Origin of the sequence: Actinoallomurus sp. NBC_01490 (assembly GCF_036227085.1) — a bacterium.
GTDB classification, from domain to species: domain Bacteria; phylum Actinomycetota; class Actinomycetes; order Streptosporangiales; family Streptosporangiaceae; genus Actinoallomurus; species Actinoallomurus oryzae.
Window position 1 is genome coordinate 2,669,543 of the sequence record NZ_CP109433.1, and the last position, 25,543, is coordinate 2,695,085.

Below are 25,543 nucleotides of genomic sequence, written 5' to 3' on the forward strand. Positions count from 1 at the left end.
AATGCATGTCCCCTCGCACAATGAGTCCGGGCTGCCGATGCGGCCGGTCTATGACCCCTCCACGCTGGAAGGCTTCGACGCGGACGCCAGGCTGGGCGCTCCGGGCCGGTTCCCGTTCACCCGCGGGGTGTACCCGTCGATGTACACCGGCCGGCCGTGGACGATGCGGCAGTACGCCGGCTTCGGTACGGCGAAGGAGTCCAACGAGCGCTATCACGAACTGGTCGGCGCGGGCACCGGCGGGCTGAGCGTGGCCTTCGACCTGCCGACGCAGATGGGCTACGACTCCGACGAGCCGATCGCCCGGGGCGAGGTGGGCAAGGTCGGCGTGGCGATCGATTCGATCGACGACATGCGGACGCTGTTCGAGGGGCTGCCGCTGGAGAAGGTGTCGACGTCGATGACGATCAATGCCACCGCGTCGGCACTGCTGCTGCTGTACCAGCTGGTCGCGGCCGGTCAGGGAGTCGAGAGCCGGCTGCTGACCGGCACGATCCAGAACGACGTGCTCAAGGAGTACATCGCCCGCGGCACCTACATCTACCCGCCGCAGCAGTCGCTGCGGCTGATCAGCGACATCTTCGCCTACTGCCACCGGGAGATTCCGCGCTGGAACACGATCTCCATCTCCGGCTACCACATGGCCGAGGCCGGGGCCACGCCCGTACAGGAGATCGCGTTCACCCTCGCCAACGCCAAGGAGTACGTGCGGACCGCGATCGCCGCGGGACTGGACGTCGACGACTTCGCGCCACGCCTGTCGTTCTTCTTCGTCGTCCGTACGACGCTGCTGGAGGAGGTCGCGAAGTTCCGCGCCGCCCGCCGCATCTGGTCGCGCATCATGCGCGACGAGTTCGGGGCGAAGAATCCCAAGTCGCAGATGCTGCGCTTTCACACCCAGACCGCCGGTGTGCAGCTGACGGCGCAGCAGCCGGAGGTCAATCTCGTCCGGGTCGCCCTTCAGGGCCTGGGGGCGGTGCTCGGCGGGACGCAGTCCCTGCACACCAACTCCTACGACGAGGCCATCGCCCTGCCCACCCAGAAGGCGGCGCGGCTGGCCCTGCGCACCCAGCAGGTCATCGCCTACGAGACCGACGTGACCAAGACCGTCGATCCCTTCGCCGGGTCCTACTTCATGGAGGCGACGACCGACGAGCTCGAGGCGGCGATCCTCGAGCTGATCCAGGCCGTCGACGACCGCGGCGGCGCCGTGGCAGCGATCGAGCAGGGCTTCCAGAAGTCGGAGATCGAACGCTCCGCCTACCGGATCGCCCAAGAGATCGACAATCGGGAGCGGACCGTGGTGGGGGTGAACAAGTTCGCCCTGGACGAGGAAGAACCCTACGAGCCGCTGCGCGTCGACCCGCAGATCGAGGTCGATCAGTGTGAACGGCTCGCGGCCCTGCGCAAGGAACGCGACAACGCCGCCGTCGAGCGAGCCTTGGACGCCCTGCGCTCCACCGCCCAGGGCACCGGCAACGTCCTGCTTCCGATGCGCGAGGCCCTCGGGCTTCGCGCCACGGTCGGCGAGGTCTCCCACGCCCTCCGTGACGTCTGGGGCGTCCATGTCCCGTCCGATGCGTTCTGACGAGGAGGCGGCATGCTGACGAAGGTGCTCATCGCCAATCGTGGCGAGATCGCGGTCCGCGTCGCCCGTGCCTGCCGGGACGCGGGGATCACGAGCGTGGCCGTCTACGCCGAGCCGGACCGCGACGCCGTGCACGTCCGTACGACGGACGAGGCGTACGCGCTCGGCGGTGACACACCGGCGACCAGCTACCTGGACATCGCCAAGGTCCTGAAGGCCGCCGCGGACTCCGGCGCGGACGCCGTCCATCCCGGCTACGGCTTCCTGTCGGAGAACGCCGACTTCGCCCAGGCCGTCATCGACGCGGGCCTGACCTGGATCGGCCCCCCACCCACCGCGATTCGTGCCCTGGGCGACAAGGTCGCCGCCCGTCACATCGCCCAGCGTGCGGGTGCACCGCTGGTCGCGGGCACCAAGGACCCGGTGCGGGACGCCGACGAGGTGGTGGCGTTCGCCCGGAACCACGGCCTGCCGCTCGCGATCAAGGCCGCGTTCGGCGGCGGCGGGCGCGGCCTGAAGGTGGCGCGCACCCTGGAGGAGATCCCCGAGCTGTACGACTCGGCCGTACGCGAGGCCGTGGCCGCGTTCGGGCGCGGGGAGTGCTTCGTCGAGCGTTACCTGGACCGGCCCCGGCACGTGGAGACCCAGTGCCTGGCCGACCGGTACGGCGACGTGGTGGTGGTCTCCACCCGCGACTGCTCACTGCAGCGGCGCCACCAGAAGCTGGTGGAAGAGGCGCCGGCGCCGTTCCTCACCGACGAGCAGAACGCCGAACTGCGCCGGGCGTCAAAGGCCATCCTGCGCGAGGCCGGGTACGTCGGCGCGGGCACCTGCGAGTTCCTCGTCGGGCAGGACGGCACGGTCTCCTTCCTCGAAGTCAACACCCGGCTGCAGGTCGAGCACCCGGTCACCGAGGAGGTCACCGGCATCGACCTCGTACGGGAGATGTTCCGGATCGCCGACGGCGAGAGACTCGGGTACGACGACCCGGCACCGCGCGGCCACTCCTTCGAGTTCCGCATCAACGGCGAGGACCCGGGCCGGGCCTTCCTGCCCGCCCCCGGAACGGTGACGAAGTTCGCCCCACCGTCCGGCCCGGGCGTGCGGCTGGACTCAGGCGTGGAGTCCGGCAGCGTGATCGGCCCGGCGTGGGACTCGCTGCTGGCCAAGCTGATCATCACCGGCGCCACCCGCGAACAGGCCCTGGAACGCGCCCGGCGCGCCCTGGCCGAGTTCCAGGTCGAGGGCATGGCCACCGCCATCCCCTTCCACCGCGCGGTCATCGAGGACCCGGCGTTCACCAGCGCGCCGTTCACCGTGCACACCCGCTGGATCGAGACCGAGTTCACCAACACCATCCCGCCGTTCACCGGTGGCGCCGGGACCGAGGACGCCGGCGAGCCGGGACGCGAGACCGTGGTGGTCGAGGTCGGCGGAAAGCGGCTGGAGGTCTCGCTGCCCGCGTCGCTGGGAACCACCCTGCCCCGCGCCACGGCCGCGGGCGGCGCGCGCCCGAAACGGCGTGCCGCCGGCAGATCCGGCCCGGCGGCCTCCGGCGACACGCTCACCTCGCCGATGCAGGGCACCATCGTGAAGGTGGCCGTGGAGGAGGGCGAGCACGTCGGCGAAGGCGACCTGGTCGTGGTGCTGGAGGCGATGAAGATGGAGCAGCCCATCAACGCCCACCGCTCCGGCACGATCAAGAGCCTGACGGCGGAGGTCGGCGCCACCGTCTCCGCCGGCCTCGCGATCTGCGACATCAAGGACTGACGACCGCAACCGCCTCGCCGGCAGGACGGCGGCGGCCTCCGGCCGCGTCACGCGTGACCGGAGGCCGCATCACGGCTTGGTCGCCGTCACCTCCCCTGGGACCTGCGTGCCGTCACCTTCATGGAGACGTCGACCGTGCCGTGCTGGTAGGGCGAATCCGTGTCCAGCGACAGCCTGGCGGCGTAGCGGCCCGGCACGCTGACACGAGCGTTGGTCATGATCGTCAACGTCGCCGAGTGGCCCGGTGCGAGTCTGAGCTGGGTGCGGTTCTCCTTCAGCCAGGACACGTCGTCTCCGCCGCACGAGTCGTAGCCGGGGAGCACCTCGCCGACCGGCGACGCGTCGCCCCCCACCCCGCCGATCTTGTACAGCCCACAGCTGCTGCCGACGTAGTACGCGGCGTAGCGCATGCTGGGGAGCGCGTGCCAGGTGCCGGCGACCGGGTCGAACTCCGCGGCCCGGTCGGTGGCGGCCTGGCCGTTGACACCGCCGGCGACCTGAAGCCTGCCGTTGGCTCCGCCGTACGCCATGTAATAGGCGCTGTAGGGCATGTCGGCGAGGCGGGTCCAGGTGTTTCGGCGTGGGCTGTAGGCGTAGGTCTCGGTGTGCGCGACGAAGGGCGCACTCGCGGAGGCCTTGCTGACCCCACCGGCACAGATGATCTGATCGCCGGCTCCGACGCAGGCCTCACCGTCCACGGACATCGGGTAGTCGGCGACGCGTGCCCAGCGATCGCGCTGCGGGTCGTAGCGGTACACCGCCGCCGACGACGCCTTGCTGCAGTCCTCCACGCAGCCGCCCACGACGTAGAGCCGCTCACCGAGCACGGCGACGGCCCCCCGGTCGACCGGGGTCGGCAGGTCGGCGAGCCGGGTCCAGCGGTCGCTCGCCGGGTGGTACGCGTACACCGTGGACGACGGCGTGGCGCTGTGAGATCCGCCGACGACGTACATCGTGCCGTCGAGGAAGATCCCGGCGGCGTTGTACAGGGGCTGAGGCAGGTCGGCGATCGGGCTCCACGTGCCGGCCGCCGGGTCGTAGACGTACCCGGCCGAGAGGGCCTTGCCCGGTGTCACACCGCCGACCGAGTAGACCTTGCCCTGATAGCTGCCGACCGTGTTGCTCATGACCGGGACCGGGTACTCCGGGATCTCCGTCCACGCGGTGCCCTGCGGGACCGCGCTGGTTCCGGCCGTCGCACTGTGCTCGCCGATCGAGACCCGCAGGGGCGCGCCGCCGGTGTTGGTGAGCCGGACCTTCTGGGTCCGGCCCGCGCGTCCCAGGGTGGTGTCGACCGAGACGGCGGTCGTGCTCAGCGAGAGCCGTCCGGCCCGCAGAGACCAGTCGTGGCGGGTCACCGCGTCGGGAGCGACCTTCACCGTGCCGGTCGAGGACGCGTAGCGGTCGGCCGACGCGGTCAGCCGAGTCTTCCGGGCGGTCCCGGCGAAGGTCCAGAACCAGCCTTCGGCCGTGCTGGGCGTGGAGCCGTCGACGGTCGCGCCTGATACCGGCCGGCCGGTGTTGGCGTCGGTGACGGTGCCGCTGACCAGTCCTCCCGGCCGTGCGGTACAGGCACCGACGGTGACGTTGTCGAGCTGCCAGGTGGAGACACCGCGACCGGCGTAGTGGAAGCGCACCCGGACGTCGGACCGGCCCGCCGCCTGGGGGATCGCGATGCTCGTCGGTGCCGCGAAGTCGGCGATGGGGTGACCGACGGTGGTCCAGTTCGTGCCGCCGTCCAGGCTGAGCTGGACGTCGCCCACCGTGCTGTCGTCCGAAGGCACGTAGGCGTTGTCGAACTGGATCTGTGGCGCGCTCTGTCCGGACAGGTCGATCTTCGGCGAGGTGAGGTAGGTGTCCTGTGCCGTGCCGTCGTGGACGAACGGAGCCGCGCCGGCGAAGTTGCCGGTGGCCCCGGTGAGGTTGGCCGGGTCGCCGGTGAACTCCCAGCCGGGGGTGGATCCGCTCACCGTCCAGCCGTCCTGAGGAGTGGTGCCGGTCCAGCCCTCGAAGTCGACGCGGGCCGGGTAGGCGTATCCCGGGGCGGTGCAGGGCTTGCGATCGACCGCGAGGGCCGCGTCCGCGCTGGTGTCCTTGTCACCGACGCTGACCCGCTGGACCTTGGTGGTGTATCCGGGGTAGTCGGCGGCGATGTGGAAGGTGTAGTCGGCGTCGAGGGGGAGCTTGACCGTGTAGCGGCCGGTGTACGGGTCGGTCTTGACCGTGCCGTCCGGGTAGCCGTCGATGGTGATCGACGCCGCGAGCGGCCAGGCGTGGTCGGTGTCCCCGGTGATCTTCCCGGACACCGTACGACTGGGCGTCGTCCTCATGGGGATGTCGGCGGTCACCGTCTGGCCGGTCGTCACGACCACGCCGGTCTTGGTCGCCTTGGCGTAGCCGAAGCCCGAGGCGGTGAGGGTGTACGTCCCCGCCGGCAGCACCAGCGTGTACGCACCCTGACCGTCGGCGCCGGTGTGGTAGGTCCTGCCGTTGTCGTCGTTGCGGGCGGTGATCTCACCATTGGTGACCGGCTTACCGGCGCTCTGGTCGGTGAGGTGGCCGGTCACGGTGCCGGCCGGGCCGAACGCCAGCCCCTTGACGCCGTTCGGGCTGCCGAGGCCGGTCGGCCCGTCCCAGCCGGGACCGGCCTGGCACAGCACGTTGCCGCAGGTGCCGTTGACACCCTGGCTGACGTCGAACAGGTCGGCCGACCCGGCGGCGGAGTAGGGGTAGGTCACCGGGTAGGTGCCCGTCGCCGGGGTGCCGGCGAGGGCGTACATCGCGGCGACCAGCGGGGCGGACAGGCTGGTGCCGCCGTACTGCACCCACCCGGTGTGGCCGTCGCTCGTGATGGAGTGGTAGACGGCCAGCCCGCTGCTCGGGTCGGCGTCGGCCGCGATGTCGGCGGTCGCCCGTCCGCTCGGACAGTTGGTCTCGATGCGGCTCTGGTAGTCGGGGCGTGGTTCGTACGGCGAGCAGCCCGATCCGCCGTCGGCCCACGCGCTCTCGCTCCAGCCGCGATCGGTGGACGTGTCGCGGACCAGCTTCGTTCCGCCGACCGCGACGACGTTGGGGTTGCCGGCCGGCCAGCTGTTGAGGTTGCCGGTGTCGCCGGTGGACGCGGTCACCACGACACCGGGATGGTCGTACCGGTCGTCGTAGGCCTGCTCCCCGTCGGCCTCACCGGGGATGCCGTAGGAGTTGGAGACGAACTTGGCGCCCAGGGCGACGGCGGTGTCCGCCGCCGTACTGAGGTCCTTGACGGAGGCGGAGTTCGCCTCCACCAGGAGGATGTTGCAGTGCGGGCAGACCGCGGAGACCGCGTCGAGGTCGAGCGCGCTCTCCGCCTCCCAGCCGGCGTCGTCTCCCGGATAGTCGGTGCCGCCGTTCTGGTCCACTTTGCGGAAGCAGCCATTGGCCGTGCTGCACTCCGGCAGGCCGTACTCGGCCCGGAACACCGCGAGGTCGCTCTCGGCGACGGAGTAGCCGTAAGCGTCGACGATGGCGACCGTCTGCCCCTTCCCCCCGTCGGGCAGGTTGTACGCCGACCGGATGTCTTCGGGCGTGAGCGCGGTCGACGGCGGTTTTTCCGCCTTCGCGGCGATCTTCGCCTGCTTGGGGGTGTAGACCTCCAGGAAGCAGTGGGCATGGCCGGCGGGCAGGTCCACCCGGTTGCAGGCGGCCGGGGTGTGGTCAGGCTGAGGCATGCCGGGCAGCGGCTCGGCGGCTTGCGAGGCGGTGGGCGGAGGCGCGGCCTGTGCCGGCGCGGCGAGCACGCCGATGCCAAGGCTGAGGGCGGCTGCCAACGTCACGAGTCTGCGCAGACGCATGGATTCTCCCGATCAGGGCGGCTCGTGGTCACGCCGGCGCTCCGGACCGGAAACGCCGTCGTCTCGGACCGGCTCGTCCGGCCGATCAATCATCGGAGCCGTGCGCGGCGCTTGCTATTGGGCGGATGACCTAAAGTTCTGCCGGGAGTTCGCCGGGCCCGAAGCCGGCCTGGGCGGCGGCGACCGCCAGTGCCGTGCGCGAGGAAACGCCGAGCTTGCGCATCGCGGAGTTGAGCTGCGCGGCGACGGTCTTCGGCGAGCGGGACAGCGCCTGCGCGATCGCCTTGTTGCTCTGGCCCGTCATCAGCAGCCGGACCACTTCGAGTTCCCGCGGTGACAGTTCGCTGCCGTAGCCGCGGCGCCCGCCCCGCCAGACGCGCCGCGCGGCGACGCCGTGGCCGCGCAGCCGTTCGACGACCCGGTCGGCGTCGCCGGTGGCACCCAGCCGGGACAGCCCCCGGAGGACCTCGGTCAGCAGTTGCAGCCCGGCGTCGCGCCGCCCGGCGGACACGAGGCAGGACGCCTGTCGCTCGCGGGTGAGCAGTGCCGCGTAGGGCCGCGACAGGGCGTCCCATTCCTCGGCGGCCCGGGCGTACGCGTCGACGGCGGCCGCGGGCCCGCCGTGCGCCTCGGCGAGCCGACCGCGACAGTCGGCCAGCGCCGCGTGCGCGCTCGGCGCCCCGCAGTCCCGCAGGCCGCGTTCGTACTCCGCGGTGAGGTCGGCGGCCTCCGCCGGCCGTCCCGCGGCGACGAGGGCCTCGACCCGCACCGGCAGGAGCTCGGTGGCCCAGAGCCACGTCTCCTTGGCCGCGATCAGACGCATCGGTGCGTCGGTGAGGCGTAGAGCGGCGTCGGCGTCCTGCTCGGCCAGGCACAGCCGGGCCAGGCCCGCGGCCGGCTCCTGCGGGACCCGTACCAAACCGCGCCTGCCGGACTCGCCCAGCACCCACCGCAGCCGGGCCCGCGCGCTCGACCGATCCCCCCGGGCCGCGTCGAGCAGCCCGGCGATCGTCTGCGCGTCCAGCTGGATCTCCGCCTCGCCGTCGAGTTCGGCGAGCCGTGCGGCCCGCTCGGCGAGACCGTCCCACCGGCCGGTGAACCAGTCCAGGTGCGCGGAGGTCACGGCGATCATGTCGTGCAGCCGCACGTAGCCGTGGTGTTCGGCGAGCCGGGCACCACGGGCCAGGTGCTCGCGCGCCTCGCCGTACCGGCCCCAGTCCATGGACGCGTTCCCGATGTTCAGCGCCGCCCGCGCGAGCGGAGCGACCTCGCCCGGCGCGGTCGCGCCGTCGGGCAGTCCGGCGGCGACGGCCCATCCCTCGGGGTCGCCGAGGGACAGCAGGCCGGTCGCCCGGCTGACCTGGAATTCGAGAACCTCCCGCTGCGGGAGCGACGCCTCCGCCACCACGGCGGCGGCCCGGTCGAACCAGCGGCGGTGTTCCTTCGCCGGACGATTCGTGCTGTACGGCATGCCCAGGCCCGTCATCGCGTAGGCCTGCCGGAAGGGGTCATGGCCGAGATCCGGGACGGCGCTTTCCAGCTCGGCGACGGCGGCCTCGGCCTCACCGCCGCGGATGAGCGCCGCGCCGAGCTGGGCGCGTATCTCGGCCCGCTGCCGCCTCGAGAGCGCGGCCCGGTCGAGCATCGAGCGCAGCCCCTCGACCAGGCCGCTGCTGCGCAGGTAACCGCTGGACGCCAGTGTCGGCATCTTGCCTGCGACGCGGATCAGCGCGTCCGCGGGCAGGTCCGCGCCGAGCAGGTCGAGCAGATGTCCGGCCGCGGCCGCGTCGTCGCCCACGGAGAGCGCGAGGTCCGCGGCCCGCTCGGCGTACCGGTGCCACCGGCTCGTGTCGCCGGCCTGCCGGAAGTGGCGGGCCAGCCGCGACGCGGACGGCCGGCCTGCGGCCTCCAGGGCCCGCCCGGCCCGCCCGTGCAGCATGCGGCGGACCGGACCGGGCACCGCGTCGTAGATGGCCCGGGCGGCGAGGACGTGCGCGAACGCCAACCGGCCGCGCTCATCGTCCACGAGCAGGCCGCCCGCGATCGCGTCGACGATCCCGGCGCGGCACTGCCGCTCCGGCAGGTCGGCGACCGCGCGAAGCACCGCCTCCTCGGCGGGCTCCGCGAGCACCGCGGCGGCGTGCAGGAGCGTACGGGCCGGCTCGTCGAGGCGGCCGATGCGCTCCAGCACCGCGTCGCGGATGGTCGGCGGTACCGCGATCTCGTCGAGACTGCGCCGCGTCCACTCCTCGTGCACGCGGACGAGGTCGGCGCGGTCCCGCAGGAGCCGCACGGATTCCTCGATCGCGAGCGGCAACCCGTCGGTCTGGGTGTGCAAGAACTCCGCGAACGCGGCCGACACGTGCTCTCCGCCGAGCATCGACGACACGAGCGCGGCGGTGTCGGCGGTGTCGAGGGGGTTCAGCGTCAGGCGCAGGTGCCCCGACATGCCGCGGGCCCGCGAGGACAGCCGGCGCAGCAGCGACCCGGCCGGCACATCCTCCGGCCGGTAGGTCACGAGCACGCTGATGCCGGGTGGTTGCCGCGCGGTGAGGAACAGCAGCAACTCGAGGGTGGCCTCGTCCGCCCAGTGCGCGTCCTCGACGACGAGCAGCTCGACACCGAGCCGGTCGAGCAGCTCGGCCAGGGCGCGCAACAGCCGGTGCTGGGTGGCGGCCGCGTCCAGCAGCGGTTCGACCGGGTCCGGCAGCTCGTCCGCCCAGTCCGGGAACAGCGGCCGCAGCGCGCCGGCGAGCCCGCTCAGCCCCAGTCCGGCGGCCGTCACACCGGTCTGGCGGATGGCGTCCACGACCGGGCCGAGCGTCGACGCGTCCTGGAACGGGGGGCATACCGCGACGAGCACCCGCCGCCGCTCGGCGACGGCCTCCTGCACCAGCCGGGTCTTGCCGATTCCCGCCTCACCGTCGACGAGCACCAACGCGGACGGACTCGCCACCGCGCGGCGCAGTCGCGCCAGCTCCGCGTCGCGCCCCACCATGCGCGGCACACGTACGAGGGGAACAGGCGCCTCTTGTACCCGAGCCACCGACAACCCTCACCCTCCGCGGTACCAGAGCAGACCTCGCACCGCCGCCGGCCAACAAGTTCTGCCCGGAAATCTTCGCATGGCACATGTTTGGTGCGATAGGTGTCAATAGGGGCTCAGGGGTGGCGAGGCCGCCGAGGCATCGGTGTCGTCCTCGTGCGCGTGCCAGGGCCCGTCCGCGCCTTCTAGGTCCGGTGGCTCTGGGGTCGGAGACCGTCCAGGAGGAGATCCAGGAGCCGCCCGGTCCGCCCGCCCTGCCCGGCGGTGACGGTGAATATGCCGATAAGGCTCGCTGCGATGTCGTCGGCGGCGACATCGGGGCGCAGGTCGCCTGCGGCGCTCCCGGCGTCGAGGATGCCGGTGATCGCCGCGAGCAGCTCGTCGCGAGTCTCAGTGTGCGCGATCTCGCCGGAGTCGATCATGCCGCGCAGGGTGTCGATCATGCCGTGCTTGGTCATGAGCCAGTCGCCGAAGAGGTCCATCCACGCTCGCATCGCCTCGCTCGGCGGGAGCCGCCGCAGCAGCTTCCCGGCTTCCTGGGTGAGCCGCTGCACCTGGTCCTGATAGACGGCCTCGACCAGCGATTCCCTGGTGGGGAAGTGCCGGTAGAGCGTGGCGATTCCCACGCCGGCCTCGCGCGCGATGGCCCGCATGGACGGCTCCGTGGCGGACGCGGCGAAAGTCCGGGTGGCCGCCTCCAGCAGGGCTTCCCGGTTGCGCGCGGCATCGGCTCGCAGCTCGGCCGGATCGGCACCCTTCAACCGGATCACGCTCCACTTATCGTGCGTTCACGGAGTAAACGGAACGCGATCCAATTTATCCGACCGTCTCGACGTGATCGGCGCGCCGGTGCCGGTCAGTCGGTGGGCCGGGGCCCGGCGGCGCGGCGGAGGCGGTTGGCGATCGCGAGCCCGAGCCCCTGCTCCTCCGGCAGGGAGGCGATGATCACGTCGCACCCCGCCTGGTCGAGTTCGCGCAGGAATCCGTACAGCCCGCGCGCGTAGGCGGCCATCGAACCGGGGACCGTCACCACGGCGTGCGCCTTCACCGGGGCGTCGGCGAAGGAGGGGGGAAGGAAGACGCCCACCTGCCGCCCCAGCTCCTGCGCGCGCTGTGCTTCGGCGACGACGTTCTCGGGCTCGACGAGGATGACCCGCGCACGGGGCGCGTAGTGCGACGGATGCTGGCCCGGCACCCGGACCCGGCTCGTCGAGTGGACCGCGAGCGGGCGCCCCAGCGCCGTTTCGAGATCCTCGCGCGTCACCCCGCCGGGCCGGAGGACACTGAGGGTCTCGCCGGTGGCGTCGACGATGGTCGACTCGACGCCGACCTCGCACGGGCCGCCGTCCAGCACGAAGTCGACGGCATCGCCGAGTTCGGCACGGACGTGGTCCGCCGTTGTGGGACTCACCGAGCCGAAGCGGTTGGCGGACGGGGCCGTGACACCGCCGCCGAAGGCCGACAGCAGCGCCAGCGCGACGGGGTGGTCCGGCACGCGCACCGCCACCGTCTCCAGGCCACCCGTCGCCTCCAGGGGCACCCGGCGATCGCGCCGCAGAACCAGCGTGAGCGGTCCGGGCCAGAAGCGTTCGGCCAGCAGGCGCGCCGTCGCCGGCACGTCCTGCACCCAGTCGTCCAGGTGCTCCGCGCCGCCGATGTGGACGATCAGCGGGTGGGAGGGCGGGCGCCCCTTGACCTGGAAGGTGCGCGCGACGGCGGCGGGATCCTCGGCGTTGGCGCCCAGACCGTAGACGGTTTCGGTCGGGAAGGCCGCCAGCCCTCCGGCGCGAAGCACCTCGGCCGCCTTCTCGATGTCACTGGTTCTCGCCGTCACCCTCGTAATCCTAGGTGCACCTCGAGGACCGGCGGCGGTCGGTGCGTCTCGGGGGAGGGCACCGGCGGGCGGGCGCATGCCAGCGGCAAAGCGGCAGGTCAGCGCATCAAATCCCGCATACACTCCATCTGATGGAGATGGCAGGGGCGGATCCACTCGTCGGGCACGTGCTCGACGGGCGCTACGTCGTGGGGTCCCGGGTCGCCCGTGGCGGCATGGCCACGGTCTACGCCGGTCACGACACCAAGCTGGACCGTGCGGTGGCGCTCAAGGTGATGCACGCCAACCTGGCCGGCGATGAGGATTTCGTACGGCGCTTCGCCGACGAGGCCAGGCACGCCGCGGCGCTGTCGCATCCGAACGTCGTCGCGATGTACGACCAGGGCACCGATCAGGGGCGCGTGTTCCTCGTGATGGAGTACGTCGCCGGGCGCACTCTGCGTGACCTGCTGACCGAGCGGGGCCGGCTCGGGCCGCGCGCGGCGCTGCGGATCATGCGGCCGATACTCGCCGCGCTGGGCGCCGCGCACCGCGTCGGTCTGGTCCACCGTGACGTCAAGCCGGAGAACGTCCTGCTGGCCGCGGACGGGCAGGTCAAGGTGACGGATTTCGGCCTGGCCCGAGCGGAGACGGCGAGCAGGCACACCAAGACGGGCATCCTCATCGGCACGGTGGCCTACCTCGCGCCGGAGCAGGTCCTGACGGGCGACGCGGACGCTCGCACCGACGTGTACGCCGCGGGGATCATGCTGTTCGAGCTGCTGACCGGATACCAGCCGTACCAGGCGGGCACCCCGCTGGCCGTGGCGTACCGGCATGTCAACGAGACGGTGCCGCCGCCGTCGAGCGTGATCCCGGGACTGCCGCCGCAGCTGGACGCGCTGGTGGCCGGGGCGACCGACCGCGATCCGGCACGGCGTCCGCCCGACGCCGACCGGTTCCACGCGGCGGCCGGTGAGGTCCTCCGGTCGCTGCCGCCGGACATCGACGCGATCTCGGCGTCCGCCGTGCCGGTGCCGCCGGGGCCGTCCCCGGCCGCCGGCGGAACGCAGGCGCCACCGCCCGAGAGGGTGACGCAGAACCTCCACGCCCATCCGGACGTGTCGTCGTCCGGCCGGGACGGCACGACGCGGACGCCGAGTTCGCACACCATGGTGATCCCCGACCACGAGGGGCCCTCGCGGAAGTGGCGGCGTCGTCCACGGACGTACGGGCTGTTCGCCGCCGCGGTCGTCGTCGCGCTCCTGCTCGGGGGCTTCGTGTGGTTCCAGACGGCGGAACGCACCGCGCGCGTGCCCCAACTCGTAGGCCTGTCGGAGGCGGATGCGCGTCTCCGGGCCGAAAGACTCGGTCTCAAGGTCAAGGCCGGTTCGTTCCGCCAGGACCCGAGCGTGCCCAAGGACAAGGTCGCCCAGGTCGAGCCGGGCGCCGGCACGCAGGTCAGGACGGGCACGCTGCTCACTCTGACGCTGTCGTCGGGCCGGCCGCCGGTCGCCGTGCCGGACGTCCGGAACCAGCCACTCGGCCAGGCGGAACAGCGGCTGCGGCAGGCGGGACTCCAGCCGGGCCGGCGGCTCCGGCAGGACAGCGCCACCGTGCCGCGCGGCGACGTCATCACGACCAGACCGGCGGCCGGGAAGAAGCAGAACCCGGACGAACCCGTCACCGTCGTCGTCAGCCGCGGCATGACGATGCCGGACCTGAGCGGCCTCACCCCCGATCAGGCCGCGCGGAAGCTGGCCGCACTGGGGCTGAACGCGCAGTGGCGGCAGCAGCCCCCGGACGGCGGCCGGCAGCCGAACACCGTGGTCGGCCAGGACCCTCCCGCGGGACGGCCCGTCAACCGGGGCGACGACGTCCAGGTGACCTTCACCGACCAGCGCCAGTGCGAGTGGGGCCCCTTCTGCTCCTACGGCGACGGCCAGGACGGCGGCGACGGGTAGGCCCCGCCCGGCGACGAGCCCGCACGTCCGCCGAGAGGCTCCGCGCTACGCGAGATCGTTCTCCGCATCTCGTACGGCCCGTGAGCGGGAGATCGCGGCGGCGAGACGGGCTCGCAGTACCGGTTCGACGGCGGGCCATTCGCCGGCGACCACCGCGAACATGGCCGAGTCGCGGACCTTGCCCTCCTCGCCGCGTGCCCATGACATCGACCAGGCGCGCAGCACGCCCTCGAAGGGGATGCCGAGCCGCTCCAAGGCCCGGCGGCAGCGGTGGTTGCGGGCATCGGTCTTCAGATCGACGCGGGTGACGCCGAGAACGTCGAACGCATACGACAGCAGCAACAGTTTCGCCTCGGCGTTGATCCCGGTGCCCTGCGCCGAGGCGGCCAGCCAGGTGAAGCCGATCTCGATCGCTCGCAGGCCCGGCCGATCCGGCCAGCCGCGAGGATCCCACAGGCCGGTGCATCCCACCGCCTTGCCGTCGGCGAGCCGAACCTGGGCGAACGGGGTCAGCCCGTCGCGGGCGAGCTGGGCCGCCACGTAGTCCGGTATCTCATCGGCGCGGGGCACCAGCGTGAAATCGTAGGACGACCGGTCCTCCTCGACCGCCTCCGCGAGATCCGGCGCGTGCCGCACCGTCAGTGGCTCCAGGCGCACCACATCACCGGCAAGGGCGGGAACATCGAGCCGCACGCTCATGAGTCCTCCTTCGTCGGAGGAGAGACCCGGCGCGCGTGTTCTTTGATTCGCTCGCTCATCAGCGCTCCTTCATCGTTCCTGGCATTGGCACCTTTCCCGCGGGTTCCCGCCGGGAGGTTGCCGGACCGTCACAGGGCCAGGTCCCTCGGATCCTCTGGATGAATTACCGGCTCACGATCATGCCTGCCCGGTCGTAGGCGGTCAACCCGCCACAGGGACCGCCGGCGCCGTCGACGAGTGGTTCAAGGGACGATGTCCGGGTCTTCCAGGCGCTCCAGTACGGGATTGCGGACCTGCTGGAAGACCACCGATGTACGGAAGCCGGCGACCTCCTTGCGCGTGCTGACCCGGTCGGTCAGGAACGCGTGCAGATGGTCGAGGTCCTGGACCGCGACGTGCACGATGAAGTCGTCGTCTCCGGAGACGACGTACACGCTGAGCACCTCGGGCAGCCGTGACGCGAAGTCCTTGAAGGCGTCGATGGCCGTACGGCTGGAGACGCGCAGCTTGACGGACACCAGGCCCTGCACTCCCCGGTTGAGCGCGGGCAGGCTGATGTCGGCGTGGTAGCCGCGGATCACTCCGCGGCGGGTGAGCGTACGGACGCGTTCCATGCAGGTCGACGGCGCGATGTCGAGCTTGCGGGCCAGTTCGCGGTAGGACTGCCGGGCATCCGTTTGAAGAAGTCGCACGATTTCGGCGTCACGTTCGTCCACAGCTGGATTCTGGCACTCATCTCGACCGAGCGTTCGCCAGGGCAGTTGTTCTGCCGGTCGATTGTCTACCTTCGAGGCTCTCCATCGATCAATAGAACGGCAGGGACGACGGTGAGCGGACGTACGATCGAGGATCCACTTGGGCACCGACTCGGTCCGGCCCAGGGCACGGCGCTGTTCGTGGGGGCCGTGCTCGGGCCCGGGGTGCTGGCCCTGCCGCACCTGGCGGCGGTGGCCGCCGGGCCGGCCTCGATCCTGGCCTGGGCCGCGTTGCTGGCCCTCAGCGTCCCGGTGGCGATCACGTTCGCGGCGCTGGGCGCCCGGTTCCCCGACGGCGGAGGAGTGGCGGCGTTCGCCGCGCGGGCGTTCGGGCCGCGGACGGCGGCGGTCGTGGGCTGGTGGTTCTTCGCCGCGGTTCCGGTGGGCGTGCTCGCCGGCGCGTTGATCGGCGGGGACTATGTCGCGTCGGCCGTCGGGCTGGGCCGCCCGGCGGCCGTGACGGTCGCGATCGGACTGCTGGTGGGGGCGTTCGTCACCAACCACGGAGGCCTGCGGGTGTCCGGGCGGGTGCAGCTGCTCCTGGTGGGCGCGCTGGTCCTGCTGCTGACGGCCGCGATCGTCGCGGCCGGGCCGGGCCTGCGGCCGGCGAACTTCACGCCGTTCGCCCCGCGCGGCGGCCTCGGCGTGGTGCACGCGGCCGGCGTGCTGTTCTTCGCCTTCTCCGGATGGGAGGCGGCCAGCCACCTGTCCGCCGAGTTCGCCGACCCGCGGCGCTCGCTGCCCCGGGCGACCGCGTCGACCCTGCTCATCGTCGGCGTCCTCTATCTCGGGCTGGCCGTGACCGTGACCGGAGTGCTGGGGGAGCGGGCCGCCTCCTCGCCGGTGCCGCTGGCCCTGCTCCTGCAGGAGGGCATCGGCGGTACGGCCCGGGTGGTCACCGGTGCGGTGGCCGTCGTCCTGAGCTTCGTCGCCGTCAACACCTACATCGCCGGCGGTGCGCGACTCGGCGCGGCGCTCGCCCGCGACGGCGCGCTGCCCGCCCCGCTCGCCCGCGGAGCGGGGGCCGGACGGGTGCCACATCGGAGCCTGCTGCTGCTGGCGGCGCTCACCGGCCTGGTCACGGCGGTCGCCGTTCCGTACGGGCTCGGCCTGGACACGTTGATGCGGGCGACGTCGGCGTGTCTCGCGGCCGTCACCGTCGCGGGGATGGCCGCCGCCGTCCGGCTGCTGCCCCGCGGCCGTACGCTCGCCGCAGCCGCGACCGTTTTCGCCGCCCTGGTGCTGCTGTCGTGCGGGGTCTACCTTCTCGTCCCCGCCGTCCTCGCCGTCGCGGCGGTGCCGGCGACCTCGAGAGCGCGTGGTCGCCGGGCCGGGGACACGGCCTCCACCTGCCGCGAACCGACCTACGCGTCCCCGCCGGCCCCGTTCAGCGCCAGCCGAGGTCCGGTGCCACGTGGGTGAGGATGTTCTCCAGCAGGTGGACGTTGTAGTCGACTCCGAGCTGGCTGGGGATGGTCAGCAGCAGGGTGTCGGCGGCCTGGACGGCTTCGTCCTGGGCGAGTTCCTTGACCAGGACGTCGGGCTCGGCGGCGTACGACCGTCCGAAGATCGCTCTGGTCGTTTCGTCGATCATGCCGATCTGGTCCTGGGAGTTGCGGTCGTGGCCGAAGTAGGCGCGGTCCAGGTCGGTCGTGAGAGCGAAGATGCTGCGGCTCACCGACACCCGGGGCTCCCGCCGGTGGCCGGCCTCCTTCCACGCCTCGCGGAACGCTTCGATCTGCTTGCGCTGCTGGACGTGCAGCGGTTCACCGGTCTCGTCGTCCTTGAGCGTGGAGCTCTGGAGGTTCATGCCGAGCTTGGCGGCCCACACGCCGGTGGCGTTCGATCCCGAACCCCACCAGATGCGCTCGCGCAGGCCCTCGGAGTGCGGTTCGAGCCGTAGCAGTCCGGGCGGGTTGGGGAACATCGGCCGCGGGTTCGGCTGCGCGAAGCCCTCGCCCTCGATCACCGTGAGGAACGTTTCGGCGTGCCGGCGGGCCATGTCGGCGTCCGTTTCGCCTTCGGCGGGGCTGTAGCCGAAGTAGCGCCAGCCGTCGATCACCTGTTCGGGGGAGCCGCGGCTGATGCCGAGCTGGAGCCGGCCGTCCGCGATGAGGTCGGCCGCGCCGGCGTCCTCCGCCATGTACATCGGGTTCTCGTACCGCATGTCGATCACGCCGGTGCCGATCTCGATCTTCGAGGTCCGTGCCCCGATCGCGGCGAGCAGCGGGAACGGGCTGCTCGCCTGGCGGGCGAAGTGATGCACCCGGAAGTACGCCCCGTCCAGGCCGAGCTCTTCGGCCGCGACCGCCAGGTCGATGGACTGGTGCAGGAAGTCACTCGCGGTCCGGGTCCGCGACTGCGGGCTCGGCGTCCAGTGCCCGAAGGACAGGAAACCAATCTTCTTCACAGGAACTCCCAGCGCGTAGCGGACACGTTTGATTCCGGCACGGGCTCCGAAGCGTACGTCGTTCGGGGACGAAGGGCATCCCGCCCTGGCGCCTTGGCGGGCGGGAGGCCGTCCCCGCCTGATCAGTGACGATGACATCGCGTTCATCGTCGCGACGGACTTGGTCTAGAGGTCGATGACGACCTTGCCGCGCACGTGCCGGCCGGCTTGGAGCTCGGCCGCGCGGCGGATCTGCTCGATCGGGAAGCTCGCCGCGATCGGCACCCGCAGTCGACCCGCCGCGACCAGGCGGGCGATCTCTTCCAGGGCACCGGGCGCGGCGTTCGCTCCGTTGCCCGTCGACACGCCGTCGACCTGCGCGGCGATGGTGCAAATGCGGCCGTCCGGGACGCCGAGTTTCCTTGCGGCGTGCACTGTCTCCGTCCCGTGCAGGTCGATGGCGGCGGTGACACCGCCGGGAGCGAGGGCTCGGACCCGGTCGACCAGGCCGTCGCCGTAGGCGACCGGCTCGGCTCCGAGATCGCGCAGATGATCGGCCGATGCCGACGACCCTGTCCCGATCACGCGCGCTCCCGCGATCCGGGCCAGCTGGACGGCGAACACCCCGACCCCGCCCGCCGCACCGCCGATCAGCACCGTGTCCTCCGGGCCGGGGCCGACCACGGCGAGGGCGGCGGATGCCGTGCGGCCCGCGATCGTGAGGGTGGCGGCGGTGCGGTCGTCGACGCCGTCAGGCGTGTGGTGGGCCTCGTTCGCCGCGGTCTCCCCGGCCGGGTCGACCACCACGAAGTCGGCGACCGCGCGGGACAGGGCACCCCCGAACACCCGGTCGCCGGGTGCGAAGCCGGTCACCCCGTCACCGACCTGGTCGACCACTCCCGCGTAGTCGGTCCCGAACCCGACCGGGAGGCTCAAGCCGAACCGGGCGGCGGTGTCCGCGTCGGCGGTCATGATCCAGTCCATCGGGTTCAGGCCGGCCGCGGTGACCCGCACCCGGACCTGTCCCGGGCCGGCCTGCGGCGCGGGAATCTCCCGGATGTCCAGGACCTCGGGGCCGCCGAACGAATCGAGCCGGACCGCCCTGCCCTTGCCCGCCGACGGTTGATCGCTCTGTTGCTGCATGGACGCCTGCTCTCCTTGGATTGAGGGAACGCAGCGAACCGGAATACGCTCCGGTTACCTGGACGACCCTAACAGAAAACGGAGCGCGATCCGGTTTGGCCGTTGCCGGAGAGGGGCGCGCCACGGGGGAGGCGGCCCGCAACCGCGAGAGCTTCAGGCGGTGGTCCTCGAACGGAGGCCGTCGAGGAGAAGGGTGAGGCCGAACTCGAAGCCGCGGTCGCGGTCCTGTTCGGGCTGCCCGAGTTTGCGGTTCTGTTCTTCGATGGTGAAGCCGTTGACGTAGCTGGTGAGGACGTCGGCGGCGGCGGCCGCGTCGGTGGCCGGCAGGCCGGCCTCGCGCAGCGCCTTCACCGGTATCGCCATGAAGGCATGGCCCATCGGACCCGGGCCGGAGATCGCCGTGATGACCCGTGCGCCATCGGTGTGGGACAGCAGGGCCCGGCGGTAGGCGCGTGCGAACCGGAACAGGCGGACGTCCCAGGCGTCGGTGGACGGCTCCGTCAGGGTCAGTGGTTCGAGGATGCGGGCGGCGATGGCATCCACGAGTGCCTGTCTGTTCTTGTAGTGCCAGTACAGCGCGCCGATCCGGCGAGGTCGGAGGGGTGGCCATGCATGTGATCGTCGTTGGCGCGGGGATCGGCGGGCTGTGCCTGGCGCAGGGGCTGCGGCGAGCCGGGATCACCGTGGACGTCTACGAGAAGGACCCGGGCATCACCGCCCGCTTCCAGGGCCACCGGATCGGAATCGACGCCGGTGGCGAGGCCGCCCTGCGGGCGTGCCTGCCCGAGCGGTGGCACGACCTGCTGGACGGCACGATGGGCGACCTCTCCGGGGCGCGATCGGTGCTGGACCCGCGGCTGAACCTGATCGACGAGTGGCCGCCCGCCCAGGGCTCCGCCGCCGACCGGCACGTGCTGCGCCACCTCCTGCTGACCGGGCTGGGGGAACGCCTGCACACCGGCAAGCGGCTGACCGGGTACCGGAACCGCCCGGACGGCACGGTCGAGGCGCTGTTCGCGGACGGTACGACGGCGACCGGCGATCTGCTGGTGGGCGCGGACGGGATCAACTCCGCCGTGCGCGGCCTGCTCGACCCGGAGCTCACGCCGACCGACACCGGGGTCCGGTTCGTAATCGGCCGTACGCCGCTGAGCGACCGCTTCGCCCGTCTGGTGCCTGGTTTCGGTACCCAGATCGTCGACGGCGAGGTCAGCCTGGCGCTGGGCCTGATGCGATTCCGCCGACCGGAGGCGGCTTCGGAGGCGGCGGCCCACGGGATCGAGCTTCCGCCCATCGCCGACTACGTCCGGTGGGTCATGCTGCTGCCACCGGATCACCCCGGTGACGCGGCGGGCGCGCAGGAGACCGTCCTGGACAGGATCGAAGGCTGGCACGCCGACGTGCGCGCGCTCATCGCCCGGGCCGATAAGGACAACACCACCTCGCTGGCGATCCGCGTGGTCCATCCGGTACGCCGCCGGCCGCCGGGCCCGGTGACGCTGCTCGGCGACGCCGTCCACGCCACGTCGCCCAGCGGCGGCAACGGCGCCAACACCGCACTGCGCGACGCGGACCTCCTGCGGCGCAACCTGACCGACGTCGTCCAAGGCCGACGAGAGATCCGCGACGCCATCGACGACTACGAGACCCAGATGATCGAGTACGGCGCGGCCGCCGTCAGGTACAGCGTCGCCGCGCTCGAGAAGTTCCTTCCCGCAGGACGGCGCGGACCGACGAGGCCGGAGGCCACCGCCTCTATCTCGGCAGCGGCGGTGAACAACACCGGGAACCGGCGGCCGCGCTGCGACGAGACTGCGACCTGACGCGGACGGCACCTCCACACGGGCCCGGCACCGTCGGCGGCATGACGCGAGTTCAGGCCGCCGCGGCCACGAGGCCGACCACGAGGCAGACCGCCGGGCGGAGGCCGCACCTCCCCGCGCTGGACGGGCTGCGGGGTGTCGCGATCCTCGGAGTGCTGTTGTTCCACACCGGCCATCTGCCCGGTGGCTTCCTCGGCGTGGACCTGTTCTTCGCGCTGTCCGGCTACCTCATCACCGGCCTGCTGCTGCGGGAGATCGAGGCGACCGGCGCCGTCTCGCTGGCCGCCTTCTGGGGCCGGCGGGTCCGGCGGCTGCTGCCCGCGCTGGCCACCATGCTCACCGTGGTCACGGTGCTGGTCTGGGCGGTGGGACCGCCGGACCTGGTGCGGACCACGCTCGCGGACGGCCCGTGGGTGCAGGCGAACCTGGTCAACTGGCACCTGCTCGCGGAGTCGGCCGCCTACTGGGACCGGTTCGGGCCGGACCGGCTGTTCGAGCATCTGTGGAGCATCGCGGTCGAGGAGCAGTTCTACCTGGTGTGGCCGGTGCTCGTGCTGGTCATCGCCCGGGGCGGGCGGCGGGCCGGCCGCCGCGTCGCGGTGACCGCGGCCGTCGCCTCGGCCGTCTCGCTGGTGCTGATGGTCGCGCTCGCCGGCGCGCCGGACCCGACCCGGGTCTACACCGGCACCGACACGCGGGCGTTCTCGCTGTTGCTGGGCGCCGTGGTCGCCACCCGGCCGGCGCCCGCCGCATCGGCCCGTACGGCCGGCCGGTGGGCGGGGGTCGCGTCGGTGTCACTGGCGGCCGGGATCGGCGCGGTGTGGTCGTTGGCCGACGGGGTGAACTCGCCCTGGCTGTTCACCGGCGGGCTCTTCGCCCACTCGCTGGCCGCCGCGCTGCTTATCGGGCTGTGCGTACGAGAGCCGCGGACGCCGGTCGCCACCCTCCTCGCCCGGCGGTCGCTGCGGTGGCTGGGACTGATCTCCTACAGCCTGTACCTGTGGCACTGGCCCGTCTTCGTGCTGCTCTCCCCGCAGCGCGGCTGGATCCGGACGGTGGCGGCGTGCGCCCTGTCGATCGGTCTCGCCGCGCTGTCGAAATACCTGATCGAGGACCCGATCCGGTTCCGCGCCACGTGGGCCAGGGGGCGGAGCGGGGTGCTCGCGTTCGCGGCGGTCATGGTCGGGCTGGCCCTGCTGTGGTCGGCGCTGCCCGCTCCGGCCCCGCCCACCGTCGACATCGGCAGGCTCGGCTGATCACCCGAAAGCGGGTCACCTGAACAGCGGGTCACCTGAACAGCGGGCAGGTCCGCCGCTTGGCCGACTCCGAGGTGGTCAGGGTGAAACGGATCTGCACCTTCGTGCTCCGCGGCCCGCCGCTCCGTACGTGGACGTCCAGTGCCGTGCAGACGATCTGGTCGATGCCCAGCGGGGTCACCTCGTGAATCGACAGGGGCACCATGAGCCGGATGAGGCCCGGCGCGGTGGTCACGACGACCTGTGTCGTCGCGTTCGGGGGGAGCTCCGTGTGCAGGCCCGATTCGTGGGGCCCCGCCGACAGCAGCAACGACATCGCCTCGGAGATCGTGCCCAGGTGGCCGGTTCGCCGCGGCTGCGGCCGGAGCGCGCCTCGCGCGTCGACGAAGTACAGCGTCACCCCGGCCGCCACGCCCGTCGGGGCCCGGCCCCCGTCGGTCACCCCGGAAGGGCGCACTCCACAGCCCGCGACCAGCAGCAGCAGCACCGCCGCCGCCCACCAGATCCGCTTCACCGGTCCTCCAGATCCCGCGGCAGCTCCAGGACGAACCGCGCGCCGCCGCCGTCGGCGTTGCCCGCGGTGAGGTCGCCGCCGTGCAGGCGGGCGTTCTCCAGCGCGATCGCCAGCCCGAGCCCGCTGCCCGGGGTACGGGTGCGAGCGGCGTCGGCCTTGTAGAAGCGGTCGAACACGTGCGGCAGCACGCGTTCGGGCAACCCCGGTCCGCCGTCGGTGACCTCGATCCGCACCTGCTCCCGTGACGCCGAGACGCGGACGCGCACCGGCGGCTCGCCGTGCCGCAAGGCGTTCCCGACCAGATTGGCCACGATGACGTCCAGCCGGCGCCGGTCCACCCGCAGCAGGATCTCCTCCGGCGCCATCAGGCCGACCCGGTCCAGCCAGCCTCGGGTACGCAGGCAGTCCCGTACGGCGCGGGCCACGTCGACCTCCTCCACCCGCAGCCGGACGGTGCCGGCGTCGAAGCGGGACACCTCCATCAGGTCCTCGACGAGCCGGACAAGCCGGTGGGTCTCGGTGATCGCCAGCTGCGCGGACTCGCGTGCGTCCGGCTCCATCTCATCGGTCACGGTCGCCAGCACCTCCACGACCGCCGTCAGCGTGCTCAGCGGGGTCCGCAGCTCGTGGGAGACGTCGGCGGCGAACCTCCTGGCGTCGGCCTGCATCCGCCGCATCGCCGCCATCGACGCCTGCACCGACGCGGCCATCTCGTTGATGGTGACGGTGAGTTCGGCCAGCTCGTCGGCGCCCTGGGGCGGCGACCGCGCATCGAGGTCGCCGGCGGCCAGCCGGCGGGCGGTGTCGCGGAGCTCGCGCACCGGGCGCAGCACGCTGCCCGCGGCCAGCAGCGCCAGCAGCATCGCCAGCGGCAGCGCCAGCGCGGCGGTGCCGGCCGCGGACCTGGCGAGGCCGTCCACCTGCCGCTCGACCCCGCTGAGGTCGCGCACGGCGTACACCTCGATGCCGGACGGAGTGCGCGCGCCGTCCGACGCGGTGATCATGATGGGCGCGCCGACCAGCAGCCAGGGCCTGCCCTTGGCGGTGATCCGCTGCGTGACCAGCCGGTTCCGGGCGCGTACGGCGGTGCGCAGCGCATCGGTGACCAGCCCGGTGCCGGTACCATCCGCGGACCTGAGGTTCCGGTAGGTCACCAGGGTGTTCGCGCCGACGGCCGCGCGCAGCCGGTCGAGGGTGCCCTGGTCCGGCGGATAGGTCAGCTGGGGAGTGATCGCGCGGATCTGCCCGGCGATGGTCTCGGTAAGCCGGCGCTGCGCCGAGGCGACCAGCGCGGTGCTCGCCGATCCGGCGCTCGACCAGGCCGCCGCAGTGGCACCGAGCACGGTCACCAGCACGAAGGCGACGACCAGCCGGGCACGCAGCCCGCGCGGCCACAGCTGCCTGGTCATACCGGTCCGAACCGGTAGCCGAACCCGCGCACGGTCTGCACGTACGCCGGAGTCGCGGGATCGGCCTCGATCTTCGCCCGCAGCCGCTGCACGCAGTTGTCGACCAGCCGGGAGTCACCGAGGTAGTCGTGCTCCCACACTTCCTCCAGCAGCCGCTGCCGGGTGAACACCCGCCCCGGAGCCCGCGACAGGGTCAGCAGCAGCCGGAGCTCGGTCGGCGTCAGCGTCACCGGCCTGCCGTGCAGCGACACCGTCAGCGCGGTGGTGTCGATGCGCAGGTCGCGGTGCACCCGTACGCCGTCGGAGGCGCCCGTGCTGCGGCGCAGCACGGCGCGGATCCGCGCGTCGAGCACGGTGGGCCGGGCCGGCTTGACGACGTAGTCGTCCGCGCCCGCCTCCAGGCCGCCGACGACGTCGAAGTCGTCGCCCCGTGCGGTGAGGATGATCACCGGTATCTCGCCGGCCGCCCGGATCCGGCGGCACACCTCGAATCCGTCGATGCCCGGCAGCATGAGGTCGAGCACCACGAGGTCCGGCATCGACGAGCGCAGCTCAGCGAGACCGTCCTCGCCGGTATCGGCGGTGCGGACGTCGTGGCCGTGCCTGGACAGTGCGAGCTGGAGCCCGCGCCGTACCAGGGGATCGTCCTCGATGAGCAGAATCGCCGGCACCCGTCCAGTATGGGCGGGGCCGGGCCGGTTCGACGGCGGCGGCGTTCTCCTGCGACACAACCGCGACACGACGGCGCAGGCGCCGGGACACGGCGGCGGCACCGTCGAGGCCATGACCAAGACACGAAGCCTCATCCTCGGGCTGACCGGCCTGATCCTGCTGACCACCGCCTGCTCCGGCCGCTCGTCCGCGACCGGTGCCCCCTCCGCCTCCGGCTCGGGCCTGTCCAAGGTGCTCTTCCTCGGCGACTCCATCGCCGCGGGTGAGGCGCTGCCGCTGGCCGCCGCCTTCAAGGCCAGTGGTGTCGAGTTCGCGTCGATCGCCGCCGACGGCGGCGGGAACGTCGTCGGACCGTTCTCCGACAAGAACTGGACGAAGCTGCCCGGGCAGATCACCTCCGCCCGGCCCACCGTGGTGATCTACCAGCTCACCACGTACGACTGGGGCAGCCGGCAGGAGCAGCGGGCCGCGTACGGCAGGCTGCTGACCACGGTGAGCGGGGCCGGCGCGAGGCTGGTATTCGTCACCGCGCCGCCGATCAGGCCCGACGACTTCTACCGGCCGCACATGCCCGATCTGAACCGCGCCCCGGACGCCGCCCGCGCGGTCGCGGCGGGGTCCTCCGGGAAGGCCGGTGTGCTCGACGCCCGCGCGGTGTGGGGGAGCACCTACCGGCGGGTCAGGGACGGCAAGGCCGACCGCAGCACCGACGGCATCCACACCTGCCCGCAGGGTGCCGCGCGCTTCACCCACTGGGTGCTCACCCGGCTGGCGAAGTCGTTCCCCGGCTTCACCCCGGCGGCGCCGCGGGCCTGGGCCAACACCGGCTGGTCCGCCGACGACCGCTTCAAGGGCTGCTGACCGTGGTGCCG

General features: G+C 72.3%; 19 protein-coding genes and 1 riboswitch. Of the genes, 7 read left to right on the plus strand and 12 right to left on the minus strand.

The features are described from left to right. Nucleotide 1: 1 nt before the first annotated feature. Together OG417_RS13050 and OG417_RS13055 are read left to right on the plus strand one after the other, a co-directional pair. The gene (locus OG417_RS13050; RefSeq protein WP_329254815.1) at nt 2-1,588 is read left to right on the plus strand and encodes an acyl-CoA mutase large subunit family protein; all 1,587 of its coding nucleotides are present in this window, start codon (nt 2-4) and stop codon (nt 1,586-1,588) included. A gap of 15 nt (nt 1,589-1,603) precedes the next feature. Beyond that, nucleotides 1,604-3,358, plus strand: coding sequence for an acetyl/propionyl/methylcrotonyl-CoA carboxylase subunit alpha (locus tag OG417_RS13055; RefSeq protein WP_329262254.1), 1,755 nt, complete (start codon nt 1,604-1,606; stop codon nt 3,356-3,358). An 86-nt stretch (nt 3,359-3,444) separates the two neighbouring features. On the opposite strand, the gene OG417_RS13060 is transcribed toward OG417_RS13055, so the two are convergent. From OG417_RS13060 to OG417_RS13075, 4 genes are all read right to left on the minus strand, one after another. Beyond that, nucleotides 3,445-7,188, minus strand: a complete 3,744-nt coding sequence (locus tag OG417_RS13060; RefSeq protein WP_329254818.1) for a carboxypeptidase regulatory-like domain-containing protein — start codon at nt 7,186-7,188, stop codon at nt 3,445-3,447. Between the two features lie 130 nt (nt 7,189-7,318). Then, nucleotides 7,319-10,186 carry a helix-turn-helix transcriptional regulator gene (locus OG417_RS13065; RefSeq protein WP_329262258.1) on the minus strand — a complete coding sequence of 956 codons (2,868 nt, stop codon included), beginning with the start codon at nt 10,184-10,186 and terminating at the stop codon, nt 7,319-7,321. 233 nt (nt 10,187-10,419) lie between these two features. After that, on the minus strand, nt 10,420-11,004 hold the full coding sequence (locus OG417_RS13070) for a TetR/AcrR family transcriptional regulator (RefSeq protein WP_329254820.1): 585 nt from the start codon (nt 11,002-11,004) through the stop codon (nt 10,420-10,422). An 86-nt stretch (nt 11,005-11,090) separates the two neighbouring features. Beyond that, nucleotides 11,091-12,068: an L-threonylcarbamoyladenylate synthase gene (locus tag OG417_RS13075; RefSeq protein ID WP_329254823.1), complete on the minus strand. Its 978-nt coding sequence runs from the start codon at nt 12,066-12,068 to the stop codon at nt 11,091-11,093. Between the two features lie 131 nt (nt 12,069-12,199). On the opposite strand from OG417_RS13075, the gene pknB reads away from it, so the two are divergent. Next, nucleotides 12,200-14,011, plus strand: a complete 1,812-nt coding sequence (gene pknB / locus OG417_RS13080) for a Stk1 family PASTA domain-containing Ser/Thr kinase (RefSeq protein ID WP_329254827.1) — start codon at nt 12,200-12,202, stop codon at nt 14,009-14,011. Nucleotides 14,012-14,056: 45 nt separating this feature from the next. Here the strand turns inward: pknB and OG417_RS13085 are convergent, their stop codons facing one another. Both OG417_RS13085 and OG417_RS13090 read right to left on the minus strand, forming a co-directional pair. Next, nucleotides 14,057-14,710 carry a GNAT family N-acetyltransferase gene (locus tag OG417_RS13085; RefSeq protein WP_329254828.1) on the minus strand — a complete coding sequence of 218 codons (654 nt, stop codon included), beginning with the start codon at nt 14,708-14,710 and terminating at the stop codon, nt 14,057-14,059. 66 nt (nt 14,711-14,776) lie between these two features. Then, nucleotides 14,777-14,875: riboswitch (SAM riboswitch) on the minus strand. A gap of 77 nt (nt 14,876-14,952) precedes the next feature. After that, a complete protein-coding gene (locus OG417_RS13090; RefSeq protein ID WP_329254831.1) occupies nt 14,953-15,426 on the minus strand; it encodes an Lrp/AsnC family transcriptional regulator in 474 nt (157 codons plus the stop codon). Between the two features lie 111 nt (nt 15,427-15,537). Here OG417_RS13090 and OG417_RS13095 point away from each other — a divergent pair, with 111 nt between their 5' ends. Continuing rightward, nucleotides 15,538-16,887, plus strand: coding sequence for an APC family permease (locus OG417_RS13095; RefSeq protein WP_329254834.1), 1,350 nt, complete (start codon nt 15,538-15,540; stop codon nt 16,885-16,887). On the opposite strand, the gene OG417_RS13100 is transcribed toward OG417_RS13095, so the two are convergent. From OG417_RS13100 to OG417_RS13110, 3 genes are all read right to left on the minus strand, one after another. Next, nucleotides 16,853-17,875, minus strand: a complete 1,023-nt coding sequence (locus OG417_RS13100) for an LLM class flavin-dependent oxidoreductase (RefSeq protein WP_329254836.1) — start codon at nt 17,873-17,875, stop codon at nt 16,853-16,855. The two genes, OG417_RS13095 and OG417_RS13100, sit on opposite strands and share 35 nt — an antisense overlap. 165 nt (nt 17,876-18,040) lie before the next feature. Beyond that, the gene (locus tag OG417_RS13105; protein ID WP_329254839.1) at nt 18,041-18,997 is read right to left on the minus strand and encodes an NADP-dependent oxidoreductase; all 957 of its coding nucleotides are present in this window, start codon (nt 18,995-18,997) and stop codon (nt 18,041-18,043) included. 153 nt (nt 18,998-19,150) lie between these two features. Then, nucleotides 19,151-19,540, minus strand: coding sequence for a TetR/AcrR family transcriptional regulator C-terminal domain-containing protein (locus OG417_RS13110; RefSeq protein WP_329254842.1), 390 nt, complete (start codon nt 19,538-19,540; stop codon nt 19,151-19,153). Nucleotides 19,541-19,605: 65 nt separating this feature from the next. Between OG417_RS13110 and OG417_RS13115 the strand changes: the two genes are divergently transcribed. Both OG417_RS13115 and OG417_RS13120 read left to right on the plus strand, forming a co-directional pair. Continuing rightward, nucleotides 19,606-20,820 (plus strand): FAD-dependent oxidoreductase, encoded by a 1,215-nt coding sequence (locus OG417_RS13115; protein WP_329254845.1) that lies wholly within the window; start codon nt 19,606-19,608, stop codon nt 20,818-20,820. A gap of 41 nt (nt 20,821-20,861) precedes the next feature. Further along, nucleotides 20,862-22,076 carry an acyltransferase family protein gene (locus OG417_RS13120; protein ID WP_329254848.1) on the plus strand — a complete coding sequence of 405 codons (1,215 nt, stop codon included), beginning with the start codon at nt 20,862-20,864 and terminating at the stop codon, nt 22,074-22,076. Nucleotides 22,077-22,107: 31 nt separating this feature from the next. On the opposite strand, the gene OG417_RS13125 is transcribed toward OG417_RS13120, so the two are convergent. Genes OG417_RS13125 through OG417_RS13135 form a run of 3 tightly spaced genes read right to left on the minus strand, consistent with a single transcriptional unit; the run spans nt 22,108 to nt 24,670 of the window. After that, a complete protein-coding gene (locus OG417_RS13125; protein ID WP_329254852.1) occupies nt 22,108-22,590 on the minus strand; it encodes a hypothetical protein in 483 nt (160 codons plus the stop codon). Next, nucleotides 22,587-23,999, minus strand: a complete 1,413-nt coding sequence (locus OG417_RS13130; RefSeq protein WP_329254855.1) for a HAMP domain-containing sensor histidine kinase — start codon at nt 23,997-23,999, stop codon at nt 22,587-22,589. The genes OG417_RS13125 and OG417_RS13130 overlap by 4 nt, the downstream gene beginning before the upstream one ends. Continuing rightward, nucleotides 23,996-24,670 carry a response regulator transcription factor gene (locus tag OG417_RS13135; RefSeq protein WP_329254859.1) on the minus strand — a complete coding sequence of 225 codons (675 nt, stop codon included), beginning with the start codon at nt 24,668-24,670 and terminating at the stop codon, nt 23,996-23,998. The genes OG417_RS13130 and OG417_RS13135 overlap by 4 nt, the downstream gene beginning before the upstream one ends. Here OG417_RS13135 and OG417_RS13140 point away from each other — a divergent pair. Beyond that, a complete protein-coding gene (locus OG417_RS13140) occupies nt 24,651-25,532 on the plus strand; it encodes an SGNH/GDSL hydrolase family protein (RefSeq protein ID WP_329254862.1) in 882 nt (293 codons plus the stop codon). The two genes, OG417_RS13135 and OG417_RS13140, sit on opposite strands and share 20 nt — an antisense overlap. Nucleotides 25,533-25,543 lie beyond the last annotated feature (11 nt).